Below are 22384 nucleotides of genomic sequence, written 5' to 3' on the forward strand. Positions count from 1 at the left end.
GCGCCGCGCCGCGCGCTGGCCGATGCAATGGCTTGACCCTCAACGAGTTCCGCCGCGCCCCTCGCGGGTGCGCGGCACACCGCAAGGCTGACGCAGTACCATGACCGAAATCCGCAATGTCGAACAGGAGCTCGGCCGCTTCCGCATCCGCGTGGCGGCCGCGGGCCTGTTCGCCGTGATCTGCTTCGGCCTGCTGTTCACGCGCTTTCTCTGGCTGCAGTGGTACAAGCACGACCAGTACTCGGCCAAGGCCGAGGACAACCGCATCTCGGTGGCGCCGATCGAGCCCAACCGCGGCATCATCATGGACCGCAACGGCGTGGTGCTGGCGCGCAACTATTCGGCCTACACGCTGGAAATCACGCCGTCCAAGCTGTCCGACACGCTCGACAACACCATCGAGGCGCTCAGCCAGGTGGTCGACATCCAGCCGCGCGACCGGCGCCGCTTCAAGCGGCTGATGGAGGAGTCGCGCAGCTTCGAGAGCCTGCCGATCCGCAGCCAGCTCAGCGACGAGGAAGTGGCGCGCTTTTCCGCGCAGCGCTTCCGCTTTCCCGGCGTGGACGTGCGCGCGCGGCTGTTCCGCCAGTACCCGATGGGCGAGTCCGCCTCGCACGTGATCGGCTACATCGGCCGCATCTCGCAGCGCGACCAGGAGCGCATCGAGGCGATGGACGAGGCCAACGACGCCGAGGGCGCCAAGTACGACCCGCGCAAGGACGCCGACAACTACAAGGGCTCCAACTACATCGGCAAGATCGGCATCGAGCAGAGCTACGAGACCGAGCTGCACGGCCTGACCGGCTTCGAGGAAGTGGAGGTGAGCGCGGGCGGGCGGCCGATCCGCACGCTATCCACCTCGCCGTCCACGCCCGGCAACAACCTGATCCTGTCGCTCGACATCCGCCTGCAGCAGCTCGCCGAGGCGCTGTTCGGCGACCGGCGCGGCGCGCTGGTGGCGATCGAGCCGGCCACCGGCGACATCCTGGCCTTCGTCTCCAAGCCGACCTTCGACCCCAACCTGTTCGTCGAGGGCATCGACAGCAACACCTGGAACGAGCTCAACGGCTCGCCCGACAAGCCGCTGCTGAACCGCCCGCTGCGCGGCACCTACCCGCCCGGCTCGACCTACAAGCCGTTCATGGCGCTGGCCGCGCTCACCACCGGCAAGCGCACCGCGGCCTGGGGCTTCCACGACCCGGGCTCGTTCACGCTGGGCAACCACACCTTCCGCGACGACAAGCCGGGCGGCCACGGCTGGGTCGACATGCAGGCCTCCATCGTGCAGTCCTGCGACACCTATTACTACATGCTGGCGCGCGACATGGGCGTCAACGCCATCCACGATTTCATGAAGCCGCTCGGCTTCGGCCAGATCACTGGCATCGACATCGAGGGCGAGAGCCGCGGCATCCTGCCGTCCACCGACTGGAAGCGCCGCGCCTACCGCAAGCCCGAGCAGCAGAAGTGGTATGACGGCGAGACCATCTCGCTGGGCATCGGCCAGGGCTACAACAGCTTCACCATCCTGCAGCTGGCCAACGCGGTGTCGATCCTGGTCAACAACGGCACCGCGATGAAGCCCCACCTGGTCAAGGCGGTGGAGGATTCGGTGACGCGCGACCGCGCGCTCACGGTGCCCAAGGAAAGCTACCGGCTCTCGTTCAGGCAGGCCGACGTCGACGTGATCAAGCGCGCGATGGTCGGCGTGACGCATTCGGGCACGGCCGCGCGCGCGTTCGCCGGCGCCGCCTACGAATCCGCCGGCAAGACCGGCACCGCGCAGACCTTCACGATCGGCAAGAACGAGAAGTACAACCACCATGCGCTCGACGAGCGCAAGCGCGACCACGCGCTGTACACCGCCTTCGCCCCGGCCGACAACCCGAAGATCGCGCTGGCGATGATCGTGGAGAACGCCGGCTTCGGCGGCGCCGTGGCCGCGCCGATCGCGCGCAAGGTGATGGACTACTACCTGGTGGGCAAGTGGCCCGAGGAACTGGCGGCCATCGCCCCGCCGGCCGCCGAGCGCGCCGGCGGCAAGCCGCCCGTGGACACGCCCAGCGTGTTCACCACGGGCCACACCGCCAGCATCGCCAGCGCCACCGTGATGGGCGCCAGCGAGGCGGCCGCCACCAGCGCCAGCGCCGTCGCGGTGGCGGCGGTTGCCGCTGCGGCCGGCGCGGCCGGCGCGGCCAGCACGCCGGTGGCGCGCGCGCCGGGCGCTTCCGCCGCCGTGGCGGCGCCGCTGATCGACCCGGCCGCGATCCCGCCCGCCTCGGCGGTGCAGACGCTGGACGAGCGCATGGCGCAGGCGCTCGGCCACAGCCGCCCGGCGCCGGCGCCGGCCCAGGCCGCGCCGGCGGCACCGGCCGCCACCGCCCCGAAACCCCGCGCCAGGCCCGTCGCCGCCCCCGGCGCGGGCGGCGCCAACGCTACCCGCTGAAGGAGACGCGCATGGACAAACGCCGCGTCCTGTCATTCATCAAGACCGCGCTGACCGGCTTCGACAAGCCGCTCGCGCTGATCGTGTTCCTGCTGTTCGCCACCGGCATCGTGGCGCTCTACTCGGCCGCCATCGACATGCCCGGCCGGGTCGAGGACCAGTTGCGCAACATCCTGCTCTCCTACGCGGTGATGTGGGTGATCGCCTACCTGCCCACGCAGACGCTGATGCGGGTGGCGGTGCCGCTTTACACGGTGGGCGTGGCGCTGCTGATCGGCGTGGCCATGTTCGGCCTGATCCGCAAGGGCGCGCGGCGCTGGCTCAACGTGGGCATGGTGATCCAGCCGTCCGAGATCATGAAGATCGCCATGCCGCTGATGCTGGCGTGGTACTTCCAGAAGCGCGAGGGCTCGGTGCGCTGGTACGACTTCGTGGTGGCGCTGCTGCTGCTCGGCGTGCCGGTGGGCCTGATCGCCAAGCAGCCCGACCTTGGCACCGGCCTGCTGGTGCTGGCCGCCGGCGTGTACGTGATCTACTTCGCCGGGCTGTCGTGGAAGATCATCCTGCCGCTGCTGGTGGCGCTGGTGGTGGCGGTCGGCCTGCTGATCACGTTCGAGAACGACATGTGCGCGCCCGGCGTGAACTGGCCGGTGCTGCACGACTACCAGCAGCACCGCATCTGCACGCTGCTGGACCCGACCACCGATCCGCTCGGCAAGGGCTTCCACACCATCCAGTCGATCATCGCCATCGGCTCGGGCGGGGTGTTCGGCAAGGGCTGGCTCAAGGGCACGCAGACTCACCTGGAGTTCATCCCGGAGAAGCACACCGACTTCATCTTCGCGGTGTTCTCGGAGGAGTTCGGCCTGGTCGGCAACGCCGTGCTGCTGGTGCTCTACCTGCTGCTGATCTTCCGCGGGCTGTACATCGCCGCCAACGCGCCGACGCTGTTCTCGCGGCTGCTGGCGGGCTCGATCACGCTGATCTTCTTCACCTACGCCTTCGTCAACATGGGCATGGTGAGCGGCATCCTGCCCGTGGTGGGCGTGCCGCTGCCGCTGATGAGCTACGGCGGCACCGCGCTGGTGACGCTGGGGATGGGCATCGGCATCCTGATGAGCATCTCGCGGCAGAAGCGCCTGATCCAGACCTGACGCGGGGGCCGGGCCGCCCGGCCTCGCGCCTTCGCGCCGGCGGCGCGCCGCCTTTCGCGCCGCCTTTCGCACCACCTCCCGCACCACCTCCCGCACCACCTCCCGCACCCACCATACGCCTGCCCGTTCCCCGCGGCAGGCGATTCCCGCGGGGCGCGCCGCCAACCGCCGCGCCCGCCGCCGCGCCGCCATGTCTCCGGCGGGCCGGCAAGCCACCCGAATGCGGGACATGCCGCAAACTCCACGCCCGGCGCGGCCCGAGCCGCCGTCCGCCGCGCGCGGATTCCGCCTCGCCGCGGCCGGATGTGACGGGATCGATATTTCTCCGTCCATGCTCTGATCTGCGTCAAAAACATCGCACTTATGAAGTGCGCCCGCACAACGATGATCCGGGTCCAGGTGGCGCATCGCATTCATGTGGTGCACCACGCTTCTGGCGGAAGATCGCGCCGGGGACCCGCCGAAACCGCCGGATATGCGCCGCGGCGCGCGCGCGCGCCAATCGCCGCCGGGATTTACGTGGCACACCACGTATTGGCACGCCTTTTGCGTTGAGATTCCTTCGACGAAGCACGGTGTCGCCATTTCCCCGCAAACAACGCTATCCGGACTTATGGACCTAACCCTGTCGATCGCCGAGTACGGCCATCATCCCGCAGCACGGCGGGTATCGACCCTGGCGGCTTCGTCGTCGGGTTTCCCGCGCTATGCCGACGTGGTGCGGCGCGCGCAGTCGTGCGCGTTCGACTGCGTGTTCTTCACGTCCGCCGCATCCGCCGAAGGCGCGCCCGTCGCGCTGGCGCCCGACACCACGCCGCTGCTCGGCTCCCTGATCGCGCAGGTGCCGCGCATCGGCCTTGGCGCCGCGGTGGCGCTCGCGCACACCGAGCCGTTCCACACCGCCCGCGCGTTCTCGGTGCTCGACGGCCTGTCGGCCGGGCGCACCGCGCTGCTGTGCGACCTGCGCTGGCGCGAGGGCGGCGACGCCGCCTTCGCCCATGCGCCGCCGCTCTCGCGCGACGCGCACTACGCGCGCGCCGGCGAATATCTGGAGGTCCTCGCCAAGCTGTGGGATAGCTGGGAAGACGGCGCGGTGCTGGCCGACAAGGAAGCCGGCCTGTTCGCCGATTCGGCCCGCATCCACCCGATCCATCATGCCGGCGCGTACTTCGGCGTGCGCGGTCCGCTGACCGCGGTGCGGCCGGTGCAGGGCCATCCCGTCATGGCGTTCGACGATGCGTCCGCGCCCGGCCTTGCGCTGGCGGCCCGGTTCGGCGACGTGTTCCTGGCCGATTGCGCTTCGCCGGAAGCGCTCGCGTCGCTGCGCGGCGACCTGCGCGCGCCGGCGCGGCGGCAGGGCCGGCCCGACGGCGCGCCGCGCGTGCTGGCCACGCTGTCCGTGGTGCTGGCCGATTCCGACGAGGCCGCGGCGCAGCGCATGGCGCATCTCGACGCGCTGGCGCCGCCGACGGCGCCGGCCATGCCCGGCTACCGCTTCGCGGGCAGCGCCGCGCGCCTGCGCGAACTGATGGATTCGTGGTACGCGGCGGGCATCTGCGACGGCTTCCACATCGCGCCGGCGGTGCTGCCCGACGATCTGGAGCGCTTCGCCAGCGAGGTCGCTCCCTGCCTCGCGGGGCGCCCGCCGGCGGATGCCGCGCAGCCGGCCGCCACGCTGCGCGACCGCCTCGCCCTCGCGCGCCCTTCCAACCGCTTCTCCGAGGTCTCCGTTCATGGCTAGGCAACTGCACCTGGGTCTGTTCATCTATCCCGGCGGCCACCACATCGCCGGCTGGCGCCATCCGTCGACGCCCGCCGCGGGCGTGACCGGGCTCGACTTCTACCGCACCGCGGCGCAGCTCGCCGAGCGCGGCAAGTTCGACCTGTTCTTCGTCGGCGACACGCTGTTTACCCGCGAGAAGGACGGCCGCTTCTTCGGCCGCCAGGCGGTGTCGAATCTCGATCCGGTCTCGCTGCTGTCCACGCTGTCGTCGGTCACGGACAAGCTGGGGCTGGTCGGCACGCTGTCGACGACGTACCACGAGCCGTTCGCCATCGCCGGCAAGTTCGCCACGCTCGACCACCTGAGCGCGGGACGCGCCGGCTGGAACGTCGTCACCACGTGGGAGGACCGCGCCTCGCTGAACTTCAGCCGGCAGCAGGCCATGCCCAAGGCCGACCGCTACGTGCGCGGCCGCGAGTTCGTCGACGTGTGCACCGCGCTGTGGGACAGCCGCGGCGACTCACCTGCCGCGCCGGCCCGCCCGATCGACCATCGCGGCGAGAGCTTCACCGTCGCCGGCGCGCTGCCGGTGCCGCGCCCGGTGCAGGGCTGGCCGGTGCTGGTGCAGGCGGGCGGCTCGCCGCCGGGCCTGGAGTTCGCCGCGCTGGTGGCCGAGGCGGTGTTCACCGCGCAGACCGACCTGGCCCAGGCGCGCGAATTCCGCCTGTCCACGCATGCGCGCATGGCGCGCTACGGCCGGCGCCCGGACGAGGTCGTGATCATGCCCGGGCTGTCGCCGCTGATCGGCGCGACCGAGGCGGAGGCGCTGCGCCTGGAGCGCGAGCTGGCCGATCTCGTGCATCCCGAAGTGGGGGTGTGGATGCTGAGCGAAAACCTCGGCTTCCCGCTGTACGACCGCCAGCCCGACGAACTGCTGCCGGTCGAGACGATCCGCGCGGTGAAGAAGCCGACCGCCAACGCCGACATGCTGCTCACCACCGCCGCACGCCAGAAGCTCACCATCGCCGACAGCGCGCGGCTGATCGCCCGCTCGCGCGCCCACCACGGCTTCGTGGGCACGCCGGAGCAGCTGGCCGACCTGATGGAGCGCTGGCTGCGCGAAGGCGCCTGCGACGGCTTCAACATCATGCCGCCGTATTTCCCCGAGCAGCTCACGGTGTTCGTGGAGCAGGTCGTGCCGGAGCTGCAGCGGCGCGGCGTGTTCCGCGAGGACTACGAAGGGTCGACGCTGCGCGAGCACCTCGGCCTGGACCGTCCGTCGCCGGGGCGCTTCCAGCGCATGCTGGCGCACGTGCCCGCATAACCGTCCGTCCCCGGCGCCTGGCCGGCAATGTATCGGCCAGGTGCCGACGAGGCCGCGCCGCAGGCGGCCGGCCTCGTCCCCGCAAGTCCATGTTCTCCCAGCCCCGGAGCCACTGGCATGACGATAGTCCCCCCGCCCGCACCTGACCGGATGCCGGCATGAGCGCGAGCATCCGCATGATGAGGCCGCGCGCCGCGGCCGCGCCGCAGGGCGCGACCGACACGAACCAAGCCGCCGGAGCCGCCGAAGCCGACGCGCCGCGCGCGTGGCAGGCCGCCGCGGCGCCGATCCTGAGCATCCGCGACCTGTCGGTCGCGTTCGGCGCCGGCGCCGCCGCCGTTCCCGCGCTGCGCGGCGTCAGCCTCGAGCTGCACGCGGGCCGCTGCCTCGGCATCGTGGGCGAGTCCGGCAGCGGCAAGAGCGTGACCTCGCTCGCCGTCATGGGCCTGCTGCCGCAGCCGGCCGCGCGCATCACCGCCGGGCGCATCGAGTTCGAAGGGCAGGACCTGCTGGCCATGTCCGCCGCGCAGCGGCGGCTGCGGCGCGGCCGCGCGATCGCGATGATCTTCCAGGACCCGATGTCGTCGCTGAACCCGGCCTTCACCATCGGCGACCAGATCGCCGAGTCGATCACCGCCCACGAAGCGGTCGACAGGCGCGAGGCCCGCCGCCGCGCCGTCGAGCTGCTCCGGCAGGTCCACATTCCGTCCGCCGAGCGGCGCTTCGACGACTATCCGCACCGCCTGTCGGGCGGCATGCGCCAGCGCGTGATGATCGCGATGGCGCTGGCCTGCAACCCGCGGCTGCTGATCGCCGACGAGCCCACCACGGCGCTCGACGTCACCGTGCAGGCGCAGATCGTCGAGCTGCTGCACGAGATCCGGCAGGAGCGCGGCACCGCCATCGTGCTGATCTCGCACAACCTCGGGCTGGTGGCCGGGCTGGCCGACGACATCGCGGTCATGTACGCCGGGCGCGTCGTGGAGCACGGCCCGGCGCACCGCGTGATGGCGCATCCCGAGCACCCGTACACGGTCGGCCTGCTGGGCGCGGTGCCGCGCGCCGAGCCGGGCGACCAGCCGCTGGTCGCCATCGGCGGCAGCGTGCCCGACCTGCGCACGCTCGGCGCGGGCTGCGCGTTCCGCCCGCGCTGCCCGTTCGCGCTGCCCGACTGCGACACCGCGGCGCCCGCGCCGCGGCAACTGTTCCCCGGCCATCGCGCGGCCTGCCACGCGGCGCCGCTCGGAGACACGCCATGAATCCTGCCGCGCCGGATGCAATGACCACCACGGCCACCATGCCCGCCACGCCCGCCGCCGAGGCGCCCCTGCTGCGCGTGCGCGGCCTGAAGAAGCACTACAACGCGGGCGGCCTGTTCGGCCGGCGCGGCCGCGTCGCCGCGGTCGACGGCGTCTCGTTCGACATCGCCGCCGGCGAGACGCTGGGCCTGGTCGGCGAGAGCGGCTGCGGCAAGTCCACCGTCAGCCGGCTCATCCTGCGCCTCATGGATGCCAGCGCCGGCTCGGTGGCATTCCGCGGCACGGACCTGACCCGGCTCGGCCGCGCCGAGATGCACAACCACCGGCGCGACATCCAGCTGGTGTTCCAGGACCCGTTCAGCTCGCTCAATCCCAGCATGACCGTGCGCGAACTCGTGGGCGAGCCGCTGGTGGTGCACCGCGTCGACCTGCGCTCGGGCATCGAGCGGCGCGTGGCGGAGCTGCTGGCGATGGTCGGCCTGAACGCCTCGCACATGGACCGCTATCCCCACGAATTCTCGGGCGGCCAGCGCCAGCGCATCGGCATCGCCCGCGCGCTCGCGCTGGAGCCGCAGCTGATCGTGTGCGACGAGCCGGTCTCGGCGCTCGACGTGTCGGTCCAGGCGCAGGTGCTCAACCTGCTGCGCGCGCTGCAGCGGCAGACCGACGTCGGCATGCTGTTCATCTCGCACGACCTGATGGCGGTGCGCCACGTCGCCCACCGCGTGGCGGTGATGTACCTCGGCCGGCTGGTCGAGACGGCGCCCACCGGCGCGCTGTTCGGCGCGCCGCGCCACCCGTACACGCGCGCGCTGCTGGATGCCGTGCCGGCGCTGGAAGCCGGCCAGCGCCCGCGCATGGTGCTCGGCGGCGACCTGCCCAGCCCGCTCGATCCGCCGCCGGGCTGCAGCTTCCATCCCCGCTGCGCGTTCGCGACCGAGCTGTGCCGGCGCAGCGCGCCCGAGCTGGCGGCGGACGAGTCCGGCCACGGCTGCGCCTGCCATCACTGGCGCGAGCTGCCGCCGTGGCAGGGGCTGAGCCCGTCGCTGACGCAGCCGCCGGCGCCGCGGCTCGCGCGCCTGCTCGAGCGGTTCCGCCAGCCCGTCACGCCTGCCACGCCCGCCACGCCCGTGATGCCCGCCACGCCCGCCTGACCCGCCACCTCACCCGTCACCGCCCCCATCCAACCCGCCACCCCCGACATCCCATGCGCAAGCTCCCGTCTCTTCTCTTCCTCACGCTCGCCGCCTGCCTGGCGGGCCACGCCGCCGCCCAGGGCGTGCTGCGGATCGGCCTGAACGAGGACCCGGACACGCTCGACCCCACGCTCAACCGCCTCGCCACCGGCCGCCAGCCGCTGACCGCGCTGTGCGACAAGCTGTTCGACGTCAAGACCGACCTGACGCTCACGCCGCAGCTCGCCGCCGGCTACGAGATCGCCAAGGACGGCCTGTCCGTCACGCTCAAGCTGCGCCCCGGCGTGAAGTTCCACGACGGCGAGCCCCTCGACGCGCAGGCCGTGCGCTACAACATCGGCCGCCACATGCAGTTGCCGGGCTCGCTGCGCCGCACCGAGCTGAGCATGGTCGACCACGTCGACGTGGTCGACGCGGCCACCGTGCGCTTCGTGCTCAAGGCGCCGCAGGCCAACCTGCTGCTGTTCGGCCTGGCCGAGCGCGCCGGCATGATGGTCGCGCCGCAGGCCGCGCAGCGCCTGGGCGACCGCTTCGGCTCGCAGCCGGTGTGCGCCGGCGAATACCGCTTCGTCGAGCGCGTGCCGCAGGGCCGCATCGTGGTGGAGAAGTTCACCGATTACTGGGACGCCGCCCAGACCAAGGGCGATCCGGACCGCATCGAATACCTGCCCATCAGCGATTCCACCGTGCGGCTGTCGTCGCTGCGCTCGGGGCAGATCCAGATCGCCGAGCGGCTCACGCCGGCCGACCTGCCGCAGCTCGCCGGCGACGCGCGCGCGAAGATCGTGTCGGCGTCCGACCTCGGCTACCACTACATCCGCTACAACAGCGGCAACGGCGCGCGCGCCGCCACCTTCCGCGACGTGCGCGTGCGGCGCGCGGTGGACCTGGCGATCGACCGCAGGGTCCTGGTCAAGGCGCTCTTCAACGACCAGTACCTGGCCGGCAACCAGTTCGTCAATCCGAACAGCCGCTACTACGACAAGGCCCATCCGGTGCCCGCGCGCGACGTCGCCGCGGCGCGCCGGCTGTTGCAGGAGGCCGGCGTGCCGCGCCTGGCGTTCTCGCTGCTGGTGCCGCCCGAGCGCGAGCGCCAGGAGGCCGCGCAGATGATCCAGGCGATGCTGGCGGAGGCCGGCATCACCATGAAGATCGAGACCCAGGAAGACGCGGTCATGCTGCAGAACGCCCGCCGCGGCGACTTCGACGCGATCTTCAACTTCTGGAGCGGGCGCCCGCATCCGGACGGCAACATCTACGCGCACATCGCCTGCAGCGGGCCGCAGAACGACTCGAAGTTCTGCGACCCCGAGCTCGACAAGGTCATGGTGCAGGCCCGCGAGGCGACCAGCGACGGCGAGCGCGAGCGCCTCTACCGCCAGGTCAACGCGATACTGGCCACCGACTATCCGGTGTCGGTGCTGTGGCATCGCCGCACCTTCACCGGGCTGAGCACCAAGGTGTCGGGCTTCGTGCCGCACCCGGACAGCACCATCCGGGTCAAGGGCATCCGGCTCCAGCCCTAGGAACGCACGGCCATGAGATTCCTCCTGTTCATCGGCCGCCGCATCGCGCTGGCGCTGCCGACCGTGCTGATCCTGTCGACGCTGATCTTCCTGCTGCAGCGCATGCTGCCCGGCGACCCCGCGCTCGCGCTCGCCGGCGGCGAGGCGGTGGACGCGCGGATGCTCGACGAGATCCGCCACAAGTACGGCCTGGACCTGCCGGTCTACGTCCAGTACGGACGCTGGCTGGCCGGCGCGCTGCACGGCTACCTCGGCGTGTCCATGCGCAACGACATCGGCGTGAGCGAGCTGCTGGCCGGCAAGCTCGGCATCACGCTGCAGCTGGCGCTGGCGTCGATGGCGATCGCGCTGGCCATCGGCATTCCGCTGGGCATCGTCGCCGCCACGCGCAAGGGCCGGCTCGGCGACGCGGTGGCCAGCGGCCTCGCGCTGACCGGCATCTCGATCCCGCATTTCTGGCTCGGCATCCTGCTGGTGCTGGCGTTCTCGGTGCACCTGAACTGGTTTCCCGCGTCCGGCTACGTGCCGTTCCGCGAGGACCCGGTGCGCAGCGTGATGGGCTTCGTGCTGCCGTCGATCGTGCTGGGCACCGGCATCGCCGGCGTGCTGATGCGCCACATGCGCAGCGCCATGCTGGACGCGCTGCAGGCCGACTACGTCCGCACCGCGCGCGCCAAGGGGCTGAGCGAATGGCGCGTGGTGCTGCGCCACGCGCTGCGCAACGCGCTGATGCCGGTGGTGACGCTGGGCGCGATCGAGTTCGGGCAACTGCTGGCCGGCGCCGTGCTGACCGAGCAGGTGTTCTCGATCCCCGGCTTCGGCAAGCTGCTGGTGGACAGCGTGCTCAACCGCGACTACCAGGTGGTGCAGGGGCTGGTGCTGGTGTCCTCGGTCATGTTCATCGCCGCGAGCCTGCTCGCCGACGTCCTGTATTTCGTCATCAACCCGCGCCTGAGGACCTGACGATGCCGACCATCGCCCCGCAACTGCCGCGCCCGGCCGCGGTCCGCCGGAAAAGTCGCCCGCAGAGCCGCCCGCAGAGCCGCCTGCGCTCGGCCGGCCGGCGCCTGCTGCACAGGCCGTCGAGCGTGCTGGCCGGCGCCGCCATCCTGCTGTTCGTGCTGGCCGCCGTGCTGGCGCCGTTCCTGGCGCCCTACGATCCGCTGCAATCCGATTTCCTGATGATCCGCAAGGCGCCCTCCGCGCTGCACCTGCTCGGCACCGACGAGGTCGGGCGCGACGTGCTGTCGCGGCTGATCTGGGGCGCGCGCGCGTCGCTGCTGGCGGGTTTCCTGCCGGTGCTGGTGGCGTGCGCCGTGAGCGTGCCGCTGGGCGTGGCGTGCGGCTACGCGGGCGGCTGGCTCGACATGCTCGTGATGCGCGTGACCGACGCGATGCTGGCGGTACCGTTCCTGATCGTGGCCATCGCGCTGGCCGCCTTCCTCGGGCCGGACCTGCGCAATTCGATCCTCGCCATCGGCGTGGCGGCGCTGCCCACGTTCCTGCGCCTGGCGCGCGCCGCGGCCATGACGATCCGCGCCGAGGACTACGTGGAGGCCGCGCGCGCCGTGGGCGCCTCGCCGCTGCGCATCGCGCTGCGCCACATCCTGCCCAACATGCTGCCGCCGCTGTTCGTGCAGGCCAGCATCACCGCCGCCGCGGCCGTCATCGCCGAGGCCTCGCTGTCGTTCCTCGGCCTCGGGCAGCAGCCGCCCGCGCCGTCGTGGGGCAGCACGCTCAACGCGGCCCAGCAATACATGACCACGGCGCCGTGGATGGCGATCGCGCCGGGCGCCATGATTTTCGTGCTCGTCATCTCGCTGAACGTCTTCGGAGACGGGCTGCGCGACGCGCTGGACACCCGGCGCCGATGACTTCCAGATCCCCCTTACCAGAACGGAGAACCGAAATGCAGGCAACAGTCTGGACGCAGCCCGTCGCCACCCCGCAGGCGTGGCGCCGTGCCGACCTGATCGACAGCGAGAGCTGGCAGTGGTGGCTGAGCGGCGCGGAGCAGGACGAGATCGCCGCGGCGCTGCGCCACGCGCAGGCCGGCGGCGTGCCGATGCTGCACTGGCAGCAGCGCGACTTCCCGCTCGGCGCGCTGCGCGAGCGGCTCGCCGCCCTCGCCGCCGAGGTGCGCGACGGCATGGGCATCGTGCTGCTGCGCGGCCTGGACATCGCCGGCTTCAGCGACGAAGAGGTCTGCATGATCTACTGGGGGATCGGCCTGTACCTGGGCGAGCCGCTCGGCCAGAACCCGAAGGGCGACCTGCTCGGCCACGTGTTCGACCAGGGCCGCGAATACGGCCGCATCGACGTGCGCGGCTACGAGACCAGCGCCTACCTGCCGTTCCACACCGACCGCGCCGACCTGCTCGGCCTGATGTGCCTGCGCCAGGGCCTGTCGGGCGGGCGCAGCAGCTACGTCAGCGCGCTGTCGATCTACAACATCATCCTCGCCGAGCACCCGGAATACCTGGGCCTGCTCTACAACGGCTTCTACTACATCCGCCGCGAGGAGGCCCTCACCGGCAAGGGCGTGTCGGCGCTGCCGCTGCCCGTGTTCGGCCACGAGAACGGCGTGATCCGCTGCCGCTACATCCGCAACCAGATCAACGCCGGCGCCGAGAAGCGCGGCGTGCCGCTGACGCCGCTGGAGCGCGAGGCGCTCGACTTCTTCGATGCGCTGACGCAGCGCGAGGACCTGCGCGTCGACTTCACGATGGCGCCGGGCGACATCGCCTTCTGCAACAACCTGACCATGCTGCATTCCCGCACCGGCTTCGTCAACGGACCGGAGCGGCATCAGCAGCGCCACATGCTGCGGCTGTGGCTGCGTTTCCACCAGCCGTGGCCCATCTCCAGCCTGTTCGGCGAGGACGGCAACTACGTCCTGCACGAACGCGGCGCTGTGGTCTCGACACAGACCTGAGCGCGCGGCCGTCGTCCGACGGCGCAGACCGCTTCCCCGGCGCCGCGGGCGCCCGCGCCTGACCTCGCGGGCGTTCGCGGCGGCGGGGCGGGCGGTCCCGGGCACGTACCAGAAAGCATTGCCAGCCAGCTCGTGGCGCCATCGCGCGGCCACGGCGGGGAGCGCTCGCGCCTGCGCGGCGGTTCGCCACGTGCTGTCTGCCGGCGGCGCTTTCTGTTCGTCACGGGCAATCGCCGTGTCCGTCTCCTGGCCTGCCGCCCGCGGCGGGCCGGGACGCACACGGCCGGCGCCCGGTTTCGTTTGCTTCATTTGTTGTTCGCATCACGGGCATGGCGCCGCACGGAGAGGCATGCGTGCCCGTCCTTTTCGTACCACCTTACCTTCAGGAAATGAGCCATGAAAAAAACGATACTGATTGCCGCCGCCACCACGCTGGGCGGCCTGTCCGGGGCGCATGCGCAGACCAGCTCGGTCACGCTCTACGGCATCGTCGATGCCGGCCTGACCTACAACTCGAACGCCAAGGGCTCCAAGCAGTACCTGCTGACCAGCGGCAACGCCTCGGGCTCGCGCTGGGGGCTGCGCGGCACCGAGGATCTCGGCGGCGGCACGCAGGCGTTCTTCCGCCTGGAAAGCGGCTTCAGCTCGATCAACGGCACCAGCGGGCAGGGCGGCACGCTGTTCGGGCGCGGCGCCTACGTCGGCCTGTCCTCCACCCGCGCGGGCGCGGTCTCGCTCGGCCGCCAGGCGACCACCCAGTACGACTTCATCAGCCCGTTCACGTCCGGCGGCACGTGGGCCGCGTCCGGCATCGGCTACGGCACCCACGTGGGCGACGTCGACGCGCTGGACAACTTCAACCGCATCAACAGCGCGATCAAGTACCTGAGCCCGACCTTCGGCGGCATGCGTTTCGGCGCGAACTACAGCTTCGGCGGCGCGCCCGGCAGCGTCTCGCAGAACCAGACCTGGTCGTTCGGCGCGGACTATGCCTCCGGGCCGTTCTCGCTGGCCGCGGCGTACAACCAGGTCGACCGCCCCAACTTCTCGTTCTTCGGCAACAAGGCCAGCGACAGCGCGGTGAACAACAACATCACCAACGCCGCCATCTCCGGTTACGCGTCGGCCAAGACCCAGCAGATCTTCGCCGCGGCGGCGGCCTACGAGCGCGGCCCGGCCAGGCTCGCCGTGACCTACACCAACACGCGCTTTCGCAACCTGGGCGAGGTGGCGGTCGCCAACCTGAGCGCCGCGCAGAGCCGCTTCCGCGGCACGGCCGTGTTCGACATCGTCGAAGGCAACTTCACGTACCAGCTCACGCCGGCGCTGCAACTGGGCGTGGCCTACACCTACACGCACAACAGCAATGCCGACAACCTGGACAGCGCGGTGTACCACCAGGTCAATCTCGGCGCGGACTATTTCCTGTCCAAGCGCACCGACCTGTTCGCCAACGCGTTCTACCAGCACGCCGGCGGGACCGACGCGTCGGGCGGCCGCGCGGTGGCGGCGATCACCGGCGCCACGGCGTCGACCAGCAACCACCAGCTGATCGGCCTGATCGGCATGCGCCACCGCTTCTAGCACCGGCGGCGCGCGGCGGCGCGGCAGCGGCCGCCGCGTGCCCGTTACCGTGCGCCGGCGTGCCGGCGACGTCATGTGGTGCACCTCCCATGCCTGATCGGAGTGCAGCGTGCCCTGCGACAAGGCACCGGCATCGTGCGGCGCGCGCGGTGCCGGCGCCGCGCCCGGGCGCGGCTGGCGCCTCGGCGCGCGCTCTGGCGCAAGGCAATTGCGTGGTACACCATATTTTTATCAGGAAGCGCGCGATACGGCTTTTCCGCCGGAAATTGGCATATCAATTGCTTTGATCCATCCGCCTGTCCTCATCGTTTTCATTGCGCCCGGCGCCCCCGCCGCTTGCATCGCTCGTCAGCGCTTTCCCCGCTGAAGCCACTCAACAACAACCGGACCCGCTATCTCGATGTCGAACCAAACCACGGACAACCACGGCACCCCCGCCCACGGCGCCACGCGCCGCCAGGTGCTGCGCGCCGGCGCGGCCGCCACTGCCGCGCTCGCCATGCCGGCGATCGTGCGCGCCCAGCCGAAGGTGCTCTACGTCAACTCGCAGGGCGGCTCCTGGGAAGCCGCCGCGCGCAAGAACCTCTTCGACCCGTTTACCAGGAAGACCGGGATCGAGATCAAGAGCGCGCCCGGCGCGTCGTTCGCCAAGCTAGCGCTGCAGGCCCGCACCGGCGTCTACGAGTTCGACATCCAGACCGTCGGCGCGCCCAACGTGGTGCAGGCGATGAAGCAGAACCTGCTCGAGCCGATCAACTACGGCATCTTCGGGCGCGACACGGTGCCCGCCGGCCAGATCCTCGAGCACGGCGTCGGCAACCACGCCTACTCCACCAACATCTGCTTCAACACCACCCGCTACGCGCCCGGCTCGATCAAGACCTGGCAGGACTTCTGGAACGTCGGCAAGTTTCCCGGCCCGCGCTCGCTGGGCCGCGAGCTGTCGCAGACCATCGTGTTCGCGCTGCTGGCCGACGGCGTGCCGCGCGATAAGCTCTACCCGATCGACCTCGACCGCGCCTTCCGCAGCCTCGACAAGATCAAGCAGAGCACGCGCGTGTGGTGGACCACCGGCCCGCAGATCCGCGAGCTGCTCGGCGACGGCGAGGTGAACATGGCCTCGGTCTGGCATGCCCACGGCGTGGCCCTGCGCAAGACCGGCGCGCCGGTGGAGATCGTGTGGAACGAGTTCACCATGGACCGCACCTACTGGATCGTGTCGCGCGGCACGCCGCGCGCCGAGTTCGCCTGGGAGTTCCTCAAGTTCGCGCTCGAGCCGAAGAACAACGCGGGCTTCTGCGTCGACGGCGCCTACGGCCCGCTCAACCCGGCCGCCTTCAAGTACGTGACGCCCGAGCAGGCCAGGAACATGCCGACCAATCCCGCCTACGCCAGCGGCGCGATCGAGTTCGACGCGCGCGGCATGGGCGACCTCATGACGCAGGCCGAGCGGCGCTTCCAGCGCTGGCTCCAGCAATAACCATGAGCGCCAACGCCCTCGAGCGTCCCAGCGCGGCGAATGCCATCGTCGCGCTGGGTGTCGCCATCTTCATTCTCGCGCCCCTGCTGATCGTGGTGCCGATGTCGTTCAGCTCGGCGCATTCGTTCGAGTTCCCGCCGCCGAGCTACTGGCTCGGACACTACCGCGCCTACTTCACCGCGGACTGGCTGCGGCCCACGCTGAACAGCTTCCTGATCGCGGTGGCGTCGAGCATCGTCACGCTGCTGGTGGCCACGCCCGCGGCGTTCGCCGTGTGCCGGCGCGAGTTCGGCGCGCGGCGCGCGCTGCAGATCATCCTGCTGCTGCCGATGCTGGTGCCCAGCATCATCATGGCGATCAGCTACTACTCGGTGTTCGGCGTGGTGGGCCTGAACCAGACCTACCTCGGGGTGATCCTCGCCCATACCTGCATCTCGATCCCGGTGGTGCTGACCGCGATGTCGGCGTCGCTGCGCAACCTGGACCGCAACCTGGAGCGCGCCGCGGCGATCTGCGGCGCGACGCAGGCGCAGACCTTCATGCTGGTGACGTTCCCGCTGCTGCGCCCGGCGTTCCTGATCGCGGCATTCTTCGCCTTCATCCATTCGTTCGACGAAGCGACGATCGCGCTGTTCATCTCCAGCCGCGAGGTCTCGACCCTGCCCAGGCGCATGTTCTCGAGCATCAACCTGGACGCCGATCCGGTGATCGCCGTCGCTTCCACCTTCATGATCGCCATCGCACTGACCGTGATGGTGGTGCTGACGTTCCTGTCACGACGCCGCCAGGCGGCGGAGGCCAGCCGATGACCACACCCAACGCCCAACAAGTCTCCGCCGTCGCCCCGGTGTCCGCGCGCGCGCGCAGCGGGGCCGCCGCGCGCGCGCGGCGTCTGCCGCGCGGCATCCCGACGTGGCTGCTGCTGCTGCCCGCGCTGGCCTACCTGCTCGCCACGTTCGGCGTGCCGCTGGCCAACACGTTCTGGACCAGCATCTCTGATCCGGAACTCAGCCTGGAGAACTACCGCCACATCTTCACCGACCCGATCTACCTGACGGTCTACCTGCGCACCGTGCTGGTGGCGCTGTCCGTCACCGTGCTGTGCCTGCTGCTCGGGTATCCGCTGGCGCACTACATGGCGCGCAAGGGCGGGCTGGTGGCGGCCTCGCTGCTGGCCGTCACCGGGCTGTGCTTCTGGATCAGCTTCCTGGTCAGGACCTTCGCGTGGACCGTGATCCTGGGCAACCGCGGGCCGTACACCGAGGTGGCCAGGTGGCTGGGCTTCGACCCGCCGCCGGTGCTGCTGTTCACCACGGCGGCGTCGCTGATCGCCATGACGCACATCCTGCTGCCCTACATGGTGCTCACGCTCTACGTGGTGATGTCCAAGCTCGACGTCAACCTGATCCGCGCCGCGCACAGCCTGGGCGCGAGCCGGCGGCAGACGTTCTGGAGCGTGGTCGCGCCGCTGTCGCTGCCGGGCGTCGTCAGCGGCTCGCTGCTGGTGTTCATCTTCTGCATCGGCTTCTACGTCACGCCGACGCTGCTGGGCTCGCCGCACGACATGATGATCGCCAGCCTGATCTCCAACGAGGTCGAGACGCTGCTCGATTTCGGCACGGCGTCGGCGCTGTCGATGGTGCTGCTCGCCGCCATCATGGCGATGCTGGCGCTCTACGACCGGCTGGTCGGCCTCGAGCGGATCACGGAATGAGGCGCACGGTGGATCATTCGGCAGACAGGGCGCAGCCCGACCTGACCCCGCTGCTGGCGCCGCGCAGCATCGCCATCGTCGGCGCGTCCGACCGGCCCGGCCCGTCGCAGCGGATCTTCGCCTCGCTGCGGGCGCTCGGCTTCGCCGGCGAGATCCACGCCGTCAACCCGGGCCGCAGCGAGGCCCTGGGCCGCGACTGCGCGCCTTCGCTGGCGGCGCTGGCCGCGCGCGGCAAGGTGCCCGACGTGGCGGTGCTGTGCGTCGCGCCCGAACGCGTGGCGGCGGCCGTGCTCGACGCTGCCGGGGCCGGCGTGAGGGGCGTGGTGTCCTACGCCAGCGGCGTCGGCCGCACCGCGCACGACGGGCGCGCTTCGCTCGACGTCATCGTGGAGGCCTGCGCGCGCGCCGGCATCGCGTTCTGCGGCCCGGACTGCATGGGCATACTCAACCCGGCCACGCGCTCGACCCTGTACCTGGGCGAGCTGCTCGACGCGGCGGCGGTCGGCGGCGACGTCGGCCTCATCACGCAGAGCGGGTCGATGGCGATCGGCCTGCTGACCGACGTGCGCCGCTTCGGCTACAGCCACGTCATCTCCACCGGCGCCGAGGCGGTGCTCACCGCCGCCGACTATCTCGCCGCGCTGGCCGACGATCCGGCCACGCGGGTCATCGCGCTGTTCCTCGAGGCCGTGCGCGACATGGACCGCTTCCTGGCGGCGCTCGACCACGCCCGCGCGCGCGGCAAGCCGGTGGTGGTGCTCAAGGTCGGCAAGACCGCGCAGAGCCGCGCCGCGGCGCTGGGGCACACCGGCGGCATCGCCGGCGACGCGCGCGTGTTCTCGGCACTGCTGGCCCGCCACGGCTGCATCGAGGCGGCCACGCTCGAGGAGCTGACCGAGACCATCGTCTGCCTGCGCGCGGCCAGGCTGCCGGCCGCGCCGGGCATCGGCATCGTCAGCCCGTCGGGCGGGCACGTGGAGTACGCGCTCGACACCGCCGCGCGCGCCGGCGTCGAGTTGCCGCCGATGCCGCCGGCGAGCCTCGCGCCACTGGCAGAGGTCATCGGGCCGGTGTCCGGGCCGGGCAATCCGGTCGATGCGTGGGGCAACGGCGATTTCGAAACCAACCTGCGCGCCGGGCTGGCGGCGTTCGCGGCGTCGCCCGACCACGGCGCCGTGGCGCTGGTCACGGACACCCTGGACGGCCAGCCGACGCGCCCGACCCGCTACGTCGACGCGCTGCTCGACGTCGCCGCGACCGCCGACAAGCCGTTCTACCTGCTCAGCTCGCGCGCCGGCCTGTTCCGGCGCGAATATGCCGAGCGGCTCGCCGCGCACGGCGCGGCGCAATTGAGCGGCATCGAGCCCGCGCTGCGCGCGATCGGCCACGCGGCCGCGTGGCGCGCGGCGGTGGCGCGCCCGGCGCGCGCGCCGGCGGCCGTGCCCGGCATGTCCGGTGTGCCCGGTGTGCCCGACGTGTTCGGCCAGTTGCCGCGCAGCGAAGGCTGGCTCAACGAAGCGCGCGCCAAGGCGTTCCTGCGCGCGTGCGGCCTGCCCACGCCGCGCGGCGCGCTGGCGGGCGCCGGCGACGCGCCGGCCGCCATCGCCGGCGAGATCGGCTTTCCGGTCGCGCTCAAGGTCATCGACGACCGCATCCCGCACCGCACGCCCTACGGCCTGCTGCAGCTCGACCTCGCCGATGCCGGCGCGGTTGAGCGCGCCGCCGCGCTGATGCGCGACCGGCTGGCGCGGCACTTCCCGCAATGCGTCGACGCGCCGCTGCTGGTCGAAGGCATGACCGCGGCCGGCATCGACCTGTTCGTGGCGGCCAGCACCGATCCCGAATGCGGCCCGATGCTGGTGATCGGCCTGGGCGGCTTCCTGCTGGAGGTGGTGCGCGACGTCGTCGCCGTGCCGCTGCCGCCGCGCGCAGGCGAGGTGGCAGCGCGGCTGGCCGACAGCGCCATCGGCCGCTTCCTGGCGAGCCGTTCCGGCGACCTGTTCGGCGGCGTCGCCGCGCTCGCGCGCCTGGCCGAGACCATCGGCGACCTCTACGTGGCGGCGGCCGGGCGGCTGTCGCTGATCGAACTCAACCCCGTGCGGCTGGTGGCCGGGGCTGACCAACCCGTGATTCTCGACGCGCTGATCGCAACCGGCGCGCCCCGCTCATGACCGATACCCTCCTTGCCGAAACGCGGGGGCCGCTGCTCGTCCTCACGCTCAACAAGCCCCACAAGCTCAACGCGCTCGACGCGGGCATGCTGGCCGAGATGGCGGCGCGGGTCCGCGCCGCGGACCTGGACCGGTCCGTCGCGGCCATCGTCATCCGCGGCACCGGGCGCGCGTTTTCCACCGGCTTCGACATGACCGCGGGCGGCGCCGCGGGCGAGGCCGGCGCGCGGCTGCGCGCCAACCTGGAGAGCTTCCTGGCCGTGTGGCACGCGCGCAAGCCGGTGGTGGCGGCGGTGGACGGCTACGCGCTGGGCGCCGGCTGCATCCTCGCCAACCTGTGCGACTTCATCTTCGCGTCGGAGCGCTCGGTCTTCGGCGAGCCGGAGATCCGCTACTGGAACCCGGCGTCCGTCACCATCCTGCCGTGGGTGGTCGGCATCCGCCGCGCCAAGCAGCTGCTGTTCTACGGCAAGAACCTCGATGCCCGCACCGCGCTGGCGTGGGGCATGGTGACGGAGGTGCTGCCCGACGAAGGGTTCGCCGAGGCCGTGCTCGACGCGGTGCGCCCGCTCGCCCATCTGCATCCGGACGGCGCCGCCGCGCTCAAGCGCTCGATCAACGGCGGCATGGAGATCGCCGGCTTCCTCGACGCGCTGCGCGCGGGCTGCGAGGAAATCATCCCGCTCTACGAGCCGGACTCGCGCGCCCGCGCGGCCTACCAGGCCGGGGTCGCGCAGCGCGGCTTCAAGGAATACATCCGCTATCGCGACGAATTATTAAGGAACTGAATCCGATGTCACATTTGCAGCTAGTAGGCGTATCGAAGCGCTACGGCGCGGTGCAGGCCGTGATCGATGCCGCGCTGGAAGTGCAGGACGGCGAGTTCGTCAGCCTGCTCGGCCCCAGCGGCTCCGGCAAGACTTCCACGCTGATGATGATCGCCGGTTTCGAGGAACCGAGCGAAGGCAGCATCCTGCTCGGCGGCCAGCATGTCGAGAACGTGCCCTCCAACCGGCGCGACATCGGCATGGTGTTCCAGAGCTATGCGCTGTTCCCGCACCTGAGCATCGCCGAGAACGTGGCCTTCCCGCTCAAGGTGCGGCGGCGCCCGGCCGCCGCCATCGACGCGGCCGTCAAGCGCGTGCTGGCCCTGGTCGGGCTGGCCGACAAGGCGGACCGCAAGCCCAAGCAGCTCTCCGGCGGGCAGCAGCAGCGCGTGGCGCTGGCGCGCGCGCTGGTCTACGAGCCCAAGCTGCTGCTGCTCGACGAGCCGCTCAGCGCGCTCGACAAGAACATGCGCGAGCAGATGCAGATCGAGCTGCGGCGCATCCACCAGCAGGTCGGCATCACCACGCTCTACGTGACCCACGACCAGAGCGAGGCCATGACGCTGTCCGACCGCATCGTGGTGTTCAACCACGGGCGCATCGAGCAGGTCGGCACGCCGCTGGACGTGTACGCGCATCCGGCCAGCCGCTTCGCGGCCACCTTCATCGGCGACAGCAACATCTTCGACGGCCGGCCCGGCGCGTCGCCCGGCGAGCTGCTGGCCGAGGGCGGCTTCACGGTCCGCGCGTCGCGGCCGCTGGCGGCGGACCGGTCGGGCCAGGCCTGCCTGCTGGTGCGGCCCGAGGACATCCACATCGGCCAGCCGCCCGAGGGCGCGGTGGCGAACACGCTGGTGGCGCGGGTCAGCAGCGTGCTGAACATGGGCTCGGGCCTGCTGGTCATCGCCCAGCACGGCGGGCGCGAGCTGCGCGTGCGCGCGCCGGTGTCCGCGCTGGCCTCGGCCGGCGAGGGCGCCTCGATTCCGCTGTGGTGGACCCCGGAGAGCACCTGGCCGATTCCGCCGGCGGCGACCCACTGAGACAA

Annotated in this window: 17 protein-coding genes; all 17 read left to right on the forward strand. The window is 71.3% G+C overall.

Going from position 1 to position 22384, the window contains the following annotated elements; all coding sequences use genetic code 11:
* Nucleotides 1-100: 100 nt before the first annotated feature.
* A complete protein-coding gene (mrdA, locus tag ACWTPI_RS00475; RefSeq protein WP_454730709.1) occupies nt 101-2446 on the forward strand; it encodes a penicillin-binding protein 2 in 2346 nt (781 codons plus the stop codon).
* An 11-nt stretch (nt 2447-2457) separates the two neighbouring features.
* Nucleotides 2458-3600, forward strand: a complete 1143-nt coding sequence (gene rodA, locus ACWTPI_RS00480) for a rod shape-determining protein RodA (protein ID WP_020205343.1) — start codon at nt 2458-2460, stop codon at nt 3598-3600.
* A 613-nt stretch (nt 3601-4213) separates the two neighbouring features.
* Complete coding sequence (locus ACWTPI_RS00485; protein WP_454730710.1) at nt 4214-5341, forward strand: LLM class flavin-dependent oxidoreductase; 1128 nt, start codon at nt 4214-4216, stop codon at nt 5339-5341.
* Nucleotides 5334-6647, forward strand: a complete 1314-nt coding sequence (locus ACWTPI_RS00490) for an NtaA/DmoA family FMN-dependent monooxygenase (RefSeq protein WP_454730711.1) — start codon at nt 5334-5336, stop codon at nt 6645-6647. The genes ACWTPI_RS00485 and ACWTPI_RS00490 overlap by 8 nt, the downstream gene beginning before the upstream one ends.
* A gap of 158 nt (nt 6648-6805) precedes the next feature.
* Nucleotides 6806-7906 carry an ABC transporter ATP-binding protein gene (locus ACWTPI_RS00495; RefSeq protein WP_454730712.1) on the forward strand — a complete coding sequence of 367 codons (1101 nt, stop codon included), beginning with the start codon at nt 6806-6808 and terminating at the stop codon, nt 7904-7906.
* Entirely contained in the window at nt 7903-9060 is a 1158-nt protein-coding gene (locus tag ACWTPI_RS00500; RefSeq protein ID WP_454730713.1) for an ABC transporter ATP-binding protein, read from the forward strand. The genes ACWTPI_RS00495 and ACWTPI_RS00500 overlap by 4 nt, the downstream gene beginning before the upstream one ends.
* Nucleotides 9061-9113: 53 nt before the next feature.
* Nucleotides 9114-10628, forward strand: a complete 1515-nt coding sequence (locus tag ACWTPI_RS00505) for an ABC transporter substrate-binding protein (protein ID WP_059414676.1) — start codon at nt 9114-9116, stop codon at nt 10626-10628.
* A gap of 12 nt (nt 10629-10640) precedes the next feature.
* Entirely contained in the window at nt 10641-11591 is a 951-nt protein-coding gene (locus tag ACWTPI_RS00510; protein WP_059414678.1) for an ABC transporter permease, read from the forward strand.
* Nucleotides 11592-11593: 2 nt separating this feature from the next.
* Nucleotides 11594-12502 (forward strand): ABC transporter permease, encoded by a 909-nt coding sequence (locus ACWTPI_RS00515; RefSeq protein WP_454730714.1) that lies wholly within the window; start codon nt 11594-11596, stop codon nt 12500-12502.
* 35 nt (nt 12503-12537) lie between these two features.
* A complete protein-coding gene (locus tag ACWTPI_RS00520; RefSeq protein ID WP_020205351.1) occupies nt 12538-13563 on the forward strand; it encodes a TauD/TfdA family dioxygenase in 1026 nt (341 codons plus the stop codon).
* Nucleotides 13564-13959: 396 nt separating this feature from the next.
* Nucleotides 13960-15147 carry a porin gene (locus ACWTPI_RS00525; protein ID WP_454730715.1) on the forward strand — a complete coding sequence of 396 codons (1188 nt, stop codon included), beginning with the start codon at nt 13960-13962 and terminating at the stop codon, nt 15145-15147.
* Nucleotides 15148-15547: 400 nt separating this feature from the next.
* Nucleotides 15548-16627: a polyamine ABC transporter substrate-binding protein gene (locus tag ACWTPI_RS00530; RefSeq protein ID WP_059414682.1), complete on the forward strand. Its 1080-nt coding sequence runs from the start codon at nt 15548-15550 to the stop codon at nt 16625-16627.
* A gap of 2 nt (nt 16628-16629) precedes the next feature.
* Complete coding sequence (locus ACWTPI_RS00535) at nt 16630-17436, forward strand: ABC transporter permease (protein WP_020205354.1); 807 nt, start codon at nt 16630-16632, stop codon at nt 17434-17436.
* On the forward strand, nt 17433-18341 hold the full coding sequence (locus ACWTPI_RS00540; RefSeq protein WP_059414684.1) for an ABC transporter permease: 909 nt from the start codon (nt 17433-17435) through the stop codon (nt 18339-18341). The genes ACWTPI_RS00535 and ACWTPI_RS00540 overlap by 4 nt, the downstream gene beginning before the upstream one ends.
* An 8-nt stretch (nt 18342-18349) precedes the next feature.
* On the forward strand, nt 18350-20512 hold the full coding sequence (locus ACWTPI_RS00545) for an acetate--CoA ligase family protein (RefSeq protein WP_454730716.1): 2163 nt from the start codon (nt 18350-18352) through the stop codon (nt 20510-20512).
* Complete coding sequence (locus ACWTPI_RS00550) at nt 20509-21300, forward strand: enoyl-CoA hydratase/isomerase family protein (RefSeq protein WP_020205357.1); 792 nt, start codon at nt 20509-20511, stop codon at nt 21298-21300. Before ACWTPI_RS00545 ends, ACWTPI_RS00550 begins: the two co-directional genes overlap by 4 nt.
* A gap of 5 nt (nt 21301-21305) precedes the next feature.
* Complete coding sequence (locus ACWTPI_RS00555; protein ID WP_454730717.1) at nt 21306-22379, forward strand: ABC transporter ATP-binding protein; 1074 nt, start codon at nt 21306-21308, stop codon at nt 22377-22379.
* Nucleotides 22380-22384: the final 5 nt, after the last annotated feature.

The sequence above is a fragment of the Cupriavidus ulmosensis genome (genome assembly GCF_977008105.1).